The 10975-nt window shown below is 66.1% G+C and carries 9 protein-coding genes; 4 read left to right on the top strand and 5 right to left on the bottom strand.

The genetic code is table 11. The features are described from left to right. From V3572_RS15940 to V3572_RS15920, 5 genes are all read right to left on the bottom strand, one after another. Positions 1-876: ExeA family protein (locus V3572_RS15940; protein ID WP_332112014.1), on the bottom strand; the 876-nt coding region annotated here is incomplete at its 3' end. Positions 877-900: 24 nt separating this feature from the next. Further along, on the bottom strand, positions 901-2889 hold the full coding sequence (locus tag V3572_RS15935; RefSeq protein ID WP_332112013.1) for a secretin N-terminal domain-containing protein: 1989 nt from the start codon (positions 2887-2889) through the stop codon (positions 901-903). 41 nt (positions 2890-2930) lie between these two features. Continuing rightward, on the bottom strand, positions 2931-3422 hold the full coding sequence (locus V3572_RS15930; protein ID WP_332112012.1) for a hypothetical protein: 492 nt from the start codon (positions 3420-3422) through the stop codon (positions 2931-2933). A gap of 33 nt (positions 3423-3455) precedes the next feature. After that, positions 3456-3998: a hypothetical protein gene (locus V3572_RS15925; RefSeq protein WP_332112011.1), complete on the bottom strand. Its 543-nt coding sequence runs from the start codon at positions 3996-3998 to the stop codon at positions 3456-3458. 16 nt (positions 3999-4014) lie between these two features. Next, positions 4015-6153, bottom strand: coding sequence for a hypothetical protein (locus V3572_RS15920; protein ID WP_332112010.1), 2139 nt, complete (start codon positions 6151-6153; stop codon positions 4015-4017). 510 nt (positions 6154-6663) lie between these two features. On the opposite strand from V3572_RS15920, the gene V3572_RS15915 reads away from it, so the two are divergent. The 4 genes from V3572_RS15915 to V3572_RS15900 all read left to right on the top strand — a co-directional run. Beyond that, complete coding sequence (locus tag V3572_RS15915) at positions 6664-7752, top strand: type IV pilus twitching motility protein PilT (protein ID WP_332112009.1); 1089 nt, start codon at positions 6664-6666, stop codon at positions 7750-7752. Positions 7753-7948: 196 nt separating this feature from the next. Continuing rightward, entirely contained in the window at positions 7949-9103 is a 1155-nt protein-coding gene (locus V3572_RS15910) for a type IV pilus twitching motility protein PilT (RefSeq protein WP_332112008.1), read from the top strand. A 52-nt stretch (positions 9104-9155) separates the two neighbouring features. Continuing rightward, positions 9156-9608 carry a YaiI/YqxD family protein gene (locus V3572_RS15905; RefSeq protein WP_332112006.1) on the top strand — a complete coding sequence of 151 codons (453 nt, stop codon included), beginning with the start codon at positions 9156-9158 and terminating at the stop codon, positions 9606-9608. A 486-nt stretch (positions 9609-10094) separates the two neighbouring features. Further along, the coding region (locus V3572_RS15900) for a LytR/AlgR family response regulator transcription factor (protein ID WP_332112005.1) at positions 10095-10975 on the top strand (881 nt) is incomplete at its 3' end.

Here is a 10975-nt window from a genome sequence, read left to right as displayed (position 1 = left end):
CGGTTGGTTTGGGGGCCGCGCCGCTCCAGGCTGCGGCCGTAGCGGCTCATGCCGAGCCATCCGCCTGGCCGCCCGGACCTCGGCCAGTCCGGCCTTGGCCTTTTCCCGGCCCACTGCTTCCAGCAGGGCCGCATGGCACAGGCGCATGATGCGGCGCGGGTAGCCCCCGGAGGCGCGATGGATGGCGAAAAGCGCCGCCCGGGTAAAAAGCGCCGGGTCGCGATCCTTCCAGGATTCTCCGGCGGCCAGGCGCAGCCGGGTGCGGATGAGACGCTTGGTCTCGGCAAAGGACAGGGGCTTGAGTTGCACGCGGGTGTTGATCCGGTCGGCCAGATTTTTGCGCGACCGCAGGGCGCCCGCAAACTCGTTTTGGGCAAAGACCACGATCTGCACCAGCTTGTGGGTGTTGACCTCGAAGTTGAGCAGTTCGCGCAGGATCTCCAGGCAGGGCCCGGTGATCTTCTGGCCCTCGTCCACGCACAGAACCACGGTGGTCTCGCCGCTTGCGGCCGCAGCCAGCAAAAACTCCTGGATGGCCTCGCGGATGCGCGCCGCCGAGTCCTCGCCGTCCACCAGGATGCCGAAGGACACGGCCACGGCGGCCAGGAAGTCCCGGGGATCCTCGAAGCACGGATCGAGCAGCAGATGCGCCGAGATGGCCGGATCGTAATTCAGGGTGCGCAAAAGCCTGCGGCATACCGTGGATTTTCCCGTGCCCACCTCGCCCATGACCACGCACAGTCCCCGTTTCAGGCGCACGGCGATCTCCAGGCGGCGCAGGCATTCGGCGTGGCGGGGGGAGTTGTGGAAAAAATCCGGATCAGGGGAATTGCCGAAGGGCTCCCGATCAAGGCCCAATATCTCATGGTAGCTCATGTCGCGTTCTCCTTTGCGCTCAGGCTAAAATCCAGGCCGGGATTCGAGATCAACCCCATCCGAAGGCATGACCACGGCGTTGGCGTCCATCTGCGTCACCCGGGGCCCTTGGGCCGTGGCCAGGGGCTTGGGGGAAAGCACGGTGGGGGTGATGAAAATCAGCACTTCCTGCTTGGTGACGCTGTCGCCCTTGGACTTGAACAGATAGCCAAGCCCCGGGATGTCTTTGAGGTAGGGGATGCCCGAGGCCGTATCCGCCACCGTGTCCTTGGTCAGGCCGGAGATGACGATGGTGTCGCCGTCGCCCACGATGAGCGTGGTCCGGGTTTCCTTGGTGATAAGCGGCGGATTGCCCTGGACCCAGTTGTTCTGGTTGTTGTCCACCTCGTCGTTGGTGACCAGGATGTCCATGCGCAGGCGGTTGCCGTCGATGATGTGCGGGATCATGCCCAGAAGCAGCACGGCGTTGCGGAACTGCACGTTGGTGCCGTACTGGGAGGAGGACACGTAGGGGATCTCCCGACCGTTCCAGGTGTAGGCCACCCGGTTCTCCAGGGTGGTGATGGAGGGGTTGGACAGGATGTTCACCGTGCCCTTCTCGGCCAGGGCCGTGAGCTGGGCCTCCAGGTTGTTGCCGTTGATGTTGCCGAACAGGAAGTTTAAGCCCATGCCGTCGCCGCCCAGGCCCGTGGCCGCCGTGGTGGCCGCCGAGGTCAGGGAACCGGACGTGGGGAAGTTGATGCCGAAGCCCTGGCCGCTGGGGCTGGTGCCGTAATAGGGGGTGAGCGTGCCGTCGGAATAGTATCCGGCCGGGGTCATGGTGAACGGCGTGTTGCCCGATCCGGACTGGAGCTTGCCGCCCCATTGCACGCCCAGTTCCCGGGCCACGTCCTTGGTGGTCTCGATGATGATGGCCTTGACCACCACCTGGGGCCGGGGTTCGTCCACCTGGGCGATGAGCTTGAGCAGGCGGTCCATGTCCTCCCGGCTGGCCTGGATGATGAGTGAATTGGTGTGGTAGTCCGGGGTGACGTAGCCGCGCACCTTGCCGGGGCGGCCGATCTTTTTCTCGTCGTCTTCCTTGGTGTCGTCGTCGTCCGCGTTGGATTTTCCGGCCCCGGAGATGACCACCCCGCCCGAACCCGAGCCCGAGCCCGTGGTGGAACGCTGGATGCTTTCCAGCTTGGGACGCTCCTTGATCTTGCGGGTGGGGTCGAGAAAGACCCGGACCGTCTCCAGGGCGTCGCCCAGGTCGGCGTAGTTGATCTCCACCTTGCAGGTCAAAAGCGGATCGCCGAGCTTGAGCTTCTCCTTCTGGACCAGGATCTTTTCCTGCACTTCCTTCATCTTCTGGTCGTTTTCCAGATCCTCCAGGGTCACCACCCGGATGATGTCGCCCTCCCAGGTGTAGCTTAGCCCGTTGGCGTGCAGGATGCTCTCGAAGGCCTCGTTCCAGGGGGCGTCGGCAATGTTGATGTTGACCAGGACGGAACGTGTCTTGTCGTCAAGGGATTTGGGGTCCTGGGGGGGCCTGGGAGCCCCACCCTCGGGGCCGCCCTGTCCGGGTGCGCCCGGAGGAAGAAGGGGCTGAACCTTGGCCTCAACGGGCTTAAGCGTCGAAGAAACCACGATGTTCTGGTTGGCGGCCCGGGCCAGGGCCCGCAGCACGGCCACCAGATCGGTGTTGTACATCTTCAGGCTGACCCGGGTGGTGGGCAGGCGCTTTTCCTTGCCGATCTCCATGACCACGGTCTTGGCGTTGAGCGCCGTCTCGGACACCCGGGTCTTCTGGGCGGACTCGATGGGTTTGGCCTCCACCGCCAGGTTCTTGGGACCGGCCGTGGGCGAATAGCCTTGGGAGGCCTCCGCCTTGTCGTGCCAATGATCGAAAAAGGGATCCTTTTCGGGCGGCTTGGAACAACCCGCCGCCAGAAAGGCCCCGGCCAGAAGGCAGGCGGCGATCATCGCCGCGAACCGGCCCAAGGTGGCGTCGTGGCCCGTCATCACTCCCATCGTCGTCTCCCGGTTCGCGCCCCATGGGCCGCGAGTTTTGCTCACTGGGTGAAAAAGCTCGGATCCTGGTACGGCAGCTGCACGAATTTCCCGTTGTCGATACCGCGCAGGGTCACCTGCGGCGGGGTGATCTGCTCGACCAGAAAGCCCCCGGTCTCCAGTTCGTCGCCCTCGCGGTATTCGTAGCCGTCGATGATCGCCAGGCGCAGCGCGCCCACTTCCACATATCCGGAGTACACGGGCATGGACACGTCCCGCACGGTTTCGCTTTTGATGTCCAGGGACTTTTCGTAAAAAACCTTTGTGTTCCATGGCCGCAGGGCCATGTCCGCCACATGGGCCTCCATGATGCTGGCCCCGGCGGTTTTGACCGCCTTGGCCTGGGCCTCGGCATTGGTCCTGGCCTGGGTCACGACCTTGTCCGGGCCCTTCGTCAGGCCGCCGCGCCCCCCGCCGGTCAGGGTGAACATGGCCCCCCCGACGATCACCGCCGCGCCCATGATCCCGAGCAGCATCTTCTCCCGTTTGGTCATCGCCACATCCTCGCCTGCTTCGTGCTCATGGCGTTACTCCAGGGCCAGCCAGGCCACGACCTGATAGTCGAAGCCCTCGGAAACACGCTGGATGCGTATGTTCTCGATGGTTTCCAGGGACGGCAGCCGCCCCGCCTCCACCAAAAAATTCCTGAATTTCTCGGGTTCGCCGCGCAGCGTCACCCGCACGGACAGGCTTTTGGCCCCCCTGGCCAGGGAATCGGGATCGGGGGTGATGGAGACGGCCTCGATGCCCGATGTGGCCGCGCAGGTTTCGAACAGGGCCGACACGCCCGAAACGCGGGACAGGGGCAGGGGCACGGTCTTGGCCGGGGGCAGGTTTTCGGTCATTCCCTGGTCCACAAGCTTCTTGAATTCCATATAGAAGCCCACCAGGGCCTGCTGCTCCTCAAGCCGAGCCTTTTCCCGGGCGATCTCCCCGTCCAGGCGGGCCGAGGCGCGCAACACCGGATAGACGAACACGGACCCGAAAACGATCAGGCTCACGAACAACACGACCATGCCCATGATGGATCTAGTCGGGAGTTTGGTAGTGGCGATGCCCAGCGGGTTCATATCCGGCCTTCCTCTTTCATTGCCCGGCCAACGCCAGGGAAACCACGAAATGCAGGGCCTGGACGCCGCCGATGGTTTCCACGTCGCGTTTGCTCACCGTCGAATCCCCGAGAAGCGGAGAGTTTTGCAGGTTCACCAGATATCCGGCCAATACGGACTCGAAAAGCTGGCTGTCGCCTTCCACCACGCCGTCGATGATGATTTTTTTGATGTACTTGACCGCAGGCTTGGCCGCCTGGGCGGCCTTTCCGGCAGCCGCCGGAGGCGGTGCGGTCTGGCGGGCCGGGGGCCCCATGTCCACGGTCAGGCTCAAAAGCTTGACCTCCGGCGGGGTCAGGGCGGTCAGTTCGCCAATGGCCCCGAGGCCCAGATTTTTCGCGGCGAAGGCCCGGATGGCCTCCTGGGTTTTCGTGGCCTCCACGGCGGCCTTGTTCAAAACGGCCGTGTCCACCATGACCCCCTGGCCCTCGATCTGTTTGGAGATCCGCGCCAGCTCCTCGGCCCGGGCCCGGTTGCGGCCCGTCTCAAACACCGAAAAACCGGCCATCAAAACCAGGATCAGGCAGAACACGGCCAGGGTGGCCTGGTTCACCAGGGTCACCCGCCGGGCCTCGCGGCGTTCCTTGTAGGTGACGAAAAGATTGGGGGTCATGCGCGGCCGGGACAGGGCCACGCCCAGGGCCTGCTGGAACGCGCACCGTCCGGACAGGCTCATGGCCTTCGGGTCGGGGGACTCGCCTGAATGTTTGACCCCGGCTGCGCCCAGGGGATCGAAGGGTTCGCAGGGGATGCCCAGATGCCCTTCCAGGTATTCCAGAAAGGGCGGGGCGGCCGCCAGGGGGCCGGACACGTACAGCGCGCCCACGGGATCGTTGCCCAGGGTCTCGCGGTAATGCTTGAGCGTCATCTCCACCTGGCGGGCCAGCCGCGACAGGGCGGGATCGGCCAGGTCCATGACCTCCTCGGCGGACAATCCGTGCCCGGGCCGGCCCGGCGCAACACCCGGGTTTCCCTCCACCAGGGTCAGGAGCACGTCCCGGGCGTCTTCCTCGTCCATCCCGTCGACGGAACCGGCGACAGGCGGCTCTGCGTCGGCCTGGTCCGCATCCGCCGGGGCCGCAAGGGGCGGCGACAGCGGTTGGGCGCCTGCCGTGGCCCCGGACAGGTCGAGGGTCAAAAGCCTCGGTTCCCCGGTGTCCGGCAGGCCTGCGCCATCGCCATCGAGGTCAAGCACCATCTCGCCGGAACCCTCAAAGCCCCGGGGCGTCTCCACCGGCGGCGGGCCCTTCGGGGTCTCGAACACCGGACTGGGCGCAGGGGCCGCCGTCTCGGCAAGTCCTTCCAGGACAGCCCCGGCCAGGGCGGTCATGGCCGCCTTGATGCCCCGGGTGAACACCAGATTCCCGTCCCGGTAAATCTCCAGCCGCGACCAGTTGTCCCCCACATGCAGCGTGGCCGCGCCGCCGGGAGGCGGCGGCAGGCAGCCGGACCGGAACACGTTCTGGTCCGCAAAGGCCGTAAGCGTCATGCCCGTCAGGGTGTACCCGGCCCGCTCAAACGCCAGCTTGCGCCTGGCCACGACGTCGCGGGGGATGGTGTGGGCGAAGACGGCGGTTTTGACCGCCCCCTTCTCCACCATCTCGCCCCGGTCCTCGTAATCGAAGATCACGTTTTTTTCGTCGAAGGACAGTTCCTTGCGGGCCGTCCAGAACACGGCGTTGTCCCGCTGGGATGACGGCACCTTGGGCACGCCCACAAGCCGCAGATCGGCCTGGGACGACGACAGGGCGCACCAGATTTCGGGATGGGGGATGCGCAGGCAGGCCCGGGAGACCACGGCGCCCAGGATGCGCGAAAATTCATCGGAATCGAAGGACAGGGAGGGCGCCAGCTCCGCCCGCTCCAGGGCCAGCACCTCGAACTCGCCGTCCCGGCCACGGATGGCGGCCACGGCCACGCCCCGGCGGCTCACATCCACGCCGACCACGGCCCGAGAGCGCCAAAACGGCAAAAAGCCCCCCGAACCGACGCGCGGCGTGTCCGCCGCCACAGCCCGGGACTTGGCTTCGTCCCGGCCTGCGGCGGCTGTGACCCCTGCGCCGCGAATCATGCGCAGAAGCTTCTCGCTGGAGGTGGGAGTCTGTCCTTTCCGCACGCTGCACCCCGTCTCGACTCCGTGTCCCATCGTCCAGGACCCAGGTCCGTTCGCCGTTTGCCCATTTCGCTTTTTGCGAGAAATGCGAAAAAATCGTAAACTAAGTTCCGGGTTCCCCGGATTCGCCGTCCCTGTCGGCTCTGGCGCCGAGGGTGAGGAGATGTCTGAACGTATGATTCAGGATGGCGGACGGACCGTCCGCGCCTGATCCCCCTGCCTCGCCGACAGGACTTTTTCAAAAGCCGTGCCATGCGCACGCTTCGCTTCCATATCAAAAAAAGCATAGCATATCAGGTTGTTGCAATTTTCTGGCAGCCTTGAGAATGAACGCGCGGCCGCCAGGAACAGGTGTTTGAGGTTTTCCCGTTTCACTTTATTGAAAACACATACCAGCCGGGGCGCACTCGGGCGGCGTCTTCCATGTCGCCCCGTCTTTCTGGTAGCCTCGCGGAAACGAAAGCGGACCGCCCGAAACGCGCCCGCCAACACTGCCACCTCCGGAGGCCCGGCATGGCCCAGATCGACGCCTTTTTCAAAATGATGCACGAGATGGGGGCATCGGATCTGCACCTGTCCAGCGGCTCGCAACCCATCATCCGCCTCAACGGGGTGCTCGAACGGGTGAAATACCCCGCTTTTGACCCCGACAGCCTGCGCAAGCTTCTCTACGAGATCACCCCGGAGCGCAAAATCAAGCTGTTCGAGGAGACCGGGGACATCGATTTCGCCCACGAGGCCCCGGGGCTGGCCCGCTACCGGGTCAACTATTTCTTGCAGCAACGCGGCATGGCCGCCGCCTTCCGGGAGATTCCCAGCCGCGTGGCCAGCCTTGACGACCTGGGGCTTCCGCCGCTGCTCAAGGATCTGGCCATGCTGCAAAAGGGGCTGGTCCTGGTCACGGGCCCCACGGGTTCGGGCAAGTCCACCACGCTGGCGGCCATGCTCGGCCACGCCAACGTCAACCGCCGGGACCACATCCTGACCATCGAAGACCCCATCGAATTCGTGCATGAATCCGCCGGATGCCTCATCAACCAGCGCGAGATCGGCCGCGACAGCGCAAGCTTCCAAAAGGCCCTGCGCGGCGCCCTGAGGGAAGACCCGGACATCATCCTGGTGGGGGAAATGCGCGACCTGGAGACCATCGAACTGGCCCTGGAGGCCGCCGAGACCGGCCATCTGGTGCTGTCCACCCTGCACACCATGTCCGCCCCAAAGACCGTGGACCGTATCATCGACGCCTTCCCGGGCGAGCGCCAGGCCCAGATCCGGGCCGCCCTGTCCGAGTCGCTTAGGGCCGTGGTGTCCCAGACGCTGGTGCGCCGCGCCGACCGGCCCGGCCGGATCGCCGCCCTGGAGCTGCTCATCGCCACCCCGGCGATCAGGAACCTCATCCGGGAAAGCAAGATCCACCAGATTCCAGGCGCCATGGAGACGGGCAAGAAATTCGGGATGCGCACCATGGAGGACTCCCTCATCGAACTGGTGAAAAACGGCCTGATCGACCCGCGCGAGGCGGCCGCCAAGGCCTTAAATCCCGAACGCCTGCGCCCGTTTCTGCCGCCAGACGCCCTGCCGGACCCGGAGGCCGGGAAATGACCGGCCGTCCGGGCGCGCCCGGTTCGCCAGGCAACCAGCAGGCACGCATCTCAAGTACCTACTCGCCGGAACGGTTTGACGGCATTCGTGTGAATGGTTGGCGTACGACTTAGACCTGCGGATTTCGAGAACACGACACCAGGACGCGGCGTTCCGCCGACCATGGCGCAACGACCGCCCGCCACCGAGGCAGACCATGATGGATATGCGTTTTCTGGAAGACCTTCTGGGCGTAGCCCTGCGCCAGGCCCCCGGGGCCTCGGACATCCTGCTGTCGCCGGGAAGCCCGGTCATGGCCTCGGTGGCGGGCGCGCTGACCCCCGTGGCAGGCACCCTCCCGGCCGTGCTGACCGAGGCCGACACGGCGGCCATGGCCCGGGCGCTTCTGGAGCAAAAACCCCACGCCAAGGCCGACCACGCCGCCACCGGTTCGGCCGACCTGGCCCTGGCCCTGCCGTCGGGGACGCGCCTGCGGGCCAACGTCTTTTTGCGCCTGGGAGCCACGGCCATGGTGTTTCGCCGCCTCCCGGACACCATTCCCACGGCCGCCGCGCTGGGGCTGCCGCCGCTTTTGACCGAGGCGGCCGCGGCCCGGGACGGGCTGGTGGCCGTGGTCGGGTCCACGGGGTCCGGGAAATCCACCACCCTGGCGGCGCTTATCGACGTGGTGAACCAGACCCGGGCGGTGCATGTGGTCACCCTGGAAGACCCGGTGGAATACCTGCATCCGCCCAAGCAGGCGCTCGTCTCCCAGCGGGAGCTGGGGCCGGATTTCCAGGACTTCGCCAGCGGCCTGCGGGCGGCCATGCGCCAGGCCCCCCGGGTGATCCTGGTGGGCGAGATCCGCGACCGGGAAACGGCCGAGGCCGCGCTGCGGGCCGCCGAAACCGGCCATCTGGTCTTTTGCACGGTGCACGCCACGGACTGCGGCGGGACGGTCTCCCGGCTGGCCGGACTGTTCGAGCCCTCGGAGGAACGCTCGGCCCGGGCCGCCCTGGCGGGCTGCCTGCGCCTGGCCGTGGCCCAGCGGCTGGTCCCCGCCCTGGACGGGTCGCGCACGGCGATCTTCGAGGTCATGGCCCCCACCCTGCGGGTGCGGGAGATGATCGTGCATGGCGAGACCGACGAGGCCACGTTTTCCGAGGTCGTGGCCCAGGGCAAGGCCCACGGCATGCTGAGTTTCGCCAGTTCCCTGGGACGGCTGCTCCTGGCCGGGCGCATCAGCGAGGAGACCGTGTCCCTTCATGCCTCCGACCGGGCCACGGCGGTCAAAATCATCGACGCCGTGCGCCTTGCGGCCGGGAAAAAGGATGGGGATGCGACGCCCCGGCTGGAGCTTGATCGCCGCTGAGGCCGCATATTTCACCGTCTTTTGCCTGAAAGGAACGCGCCCAAGGAACCCCATGCACATCTACGCCGACGCCGACGCCCTGCCCACGGCCATCAAGGAGATCCTGTTCCGAGCGGCCATGCGCCTGCGCCTCGGGTTGACCCTGGTGGCCAACAAGACCCTGTACACCCCGCCGTCGGAATACATCGCCGCCATCCGGGTGGGCCAGGGCTTCGACGTGGTGGATGCGGCCATCGTGGAGCGCGTGGCGCAAGGCGATCTGGTGATCACGGCGGACATCCCCCTGGCCGCCCTGGTCATCGAAAAGGGCGCCCATGCAATCAATCCCCGGGGGGAGCTGTATACCAAGGACAATATCCAGGGCCGCCTGACCATGCGCAACCTGCTCTACGAATTGCGCGGCGCGGGCGTTATGACCGGCGGGCCGCCGCCGCTCGGGAACAAAGACAAGGAGGCCTTCGCCAACCAGCTCGATATCTTTCTGACCCGGCATGCCGGGGGGTGAGCGGGAGAAATGGCGGTGGGGAAGGCCTCCGGCGGCCAAAGGGGACACGTCCCCTTTGGAAACCCCAAGCGGGAAAGGTGGGACGTTTTCGGCGTTCCGGTAAGGAGCCGGGGCGATCAGGCCGGGCGACGGGGCGCCCCACCATGGAAATGCCTCTGTCTTTTCCATCAAAAATCCGCGCCTCTGTCTTCTTGCGGACTCCAGCGCACGGGCGAATCCCCAGGCCGGGCGACGGGTTTGCGCGAAGTCGCGCCCGGCAGCCTCGAGCGCAGCGACGCATAGGCTGCCGAAGCGCTTCGCCGCAAACCCCGAACCCGGCCCCCCTCCCCCGCACATGCACATGCACGACAAACGGCAATCCCTTCCCCAGGCCTCCGCTTTTCCCGCCCCGCTCCCTTTGCAAGCCCGCCGCAGGCGTGATAGCAACCCAAAGCGCCAACTCCGCTTTCCGGAGGGACGCGCCCGACACCCTCACCCGGCGCCGCCATGGAAAAAATCGCTGCCCTGCTTGTGCATCCGGACCCCACGGCCCGGTCCACCCTCCGGGAATACCTGGGCGGCGTGGATTTCATCCGGGTGGTGGGCGAGGCGGTCAGCGCCTTCGAGGCCGGGGAACTGCTGCGGGCCATCCCCTACGGCATCGTCTTTTTAAGCGTGGACCTGCCCGGCGGCATCTCCGGCCTGGACCTGGCCCGTACCCTGGCCAGCCGCAAACAGCGCCCCGGGCTGGTATTCCTGGCCGCCGACGAATCCCACGCCTTCGCCGCCTTCGAGCTGGGGGCCGCCGACTACCTCCTGTGGCCCGCCACGGCGGAACGCTTCGAACGCACCATCGAGCGCCTAAGCCGCGTCAAACCCGCCTTCCAGGAGATTTCCGCCCCGTCGGCCTGGCAAAAGGCCGACGAGCCGCCAGGCGACGAAGGCGGCGACGACGAGGAGACCGTGCGCCTGCCCCTGGAGGAAGAGGAGGAGGACCGCTTCATCTCCGCCCTCAAACAGGCCTGGGACTTAAGCCAGTTCAAGCGGCCGCGCGACATCGAAAAGCTCCCGGTCACCCTGGACGGCCGGACCATCCTCATCCCCTACACCCAGATCATCTTCGTGGAGGCCTACGAGGACTATTCCTTCGTGCACACGGCCACCCAGAAATTTCTCACCTCCTACCGCCTGAAACTGCTGGAGGACCGCTTAAAGCCCCACCGGTTCTTCCGGGTGCACCGCAAATACCTGGTGAACCTGGATCTGGTCACGGAGATCGCCTCGCTGCCCGGCGGCAACTTCATGCTGCGCACAGCGGGCAAAACCCGCATCGAACTGCCCATTGGCCGCCGCCGCATCGGCGAGCTCAAACAGGTGCTCGGGCTTTA

It is taken from the genome of Desulfolutivibrio sp. (genome assembly GCF_036584575.1).
Taxonomy (GTDB): domain Bacteria; phylum Desulfobacterota; class Desulfovibrionia; order Desulfovibrionales; family Desulfovibrionaceae; genus Desulfolutivibrio.
The sequence above is the reverse complement of the archived record's forward strand: the minus strand, read 5'-3'. Positions and strand labels throughout refer to the sequence as shown.

Excerpts from the sequence above, each read along its gene's own strand:
- V3572_RS15935 (WP_332112013.1), bottom strand. The coding sequence starts at position 2,889 with ATGGGAGTGATGACGGGCCACGACGCCACCTTGGGCCGGTTCGCGGCG.
- V3572_RS15930 (WP_332112012.1), bottom strand. The coding sequence starts at position 3,422 with ATGACCAAACGGGAGAAGATGCTGCTCGGGATCATGGGCGCGGCGGTG.
- V3572_RS15925 (WP_332112011.1), bottom strand. The coding sequence starts at position 3,998 with ATGAACCCGCTGGGCATCGCCACTACCAAACTCCCGACTAGATCCATC.
- V3572_RS15915 (WP_332112009.1), top strand. The coding sequence starts at position 6,664 with ATGGCCCAGATCGACGCCTTTTTCAAAATGATGCACGAGATGGGGGCA.
- V3572_RS15910 (WP_332112008.1), top strand. The coding sequence starts at position 7,949 with ATGATGGATATGCGTTTTCTGGAAGACCTTCTGGGCGTAGCCCTGCGC.
- V3572_RS15905 (WP_332112006.1), top strand. The coding sequence starts at position 9,156 with ATGCACATCTACGCCGACGCCGACGCCCTGCCCACGGCCATCAAGGAG.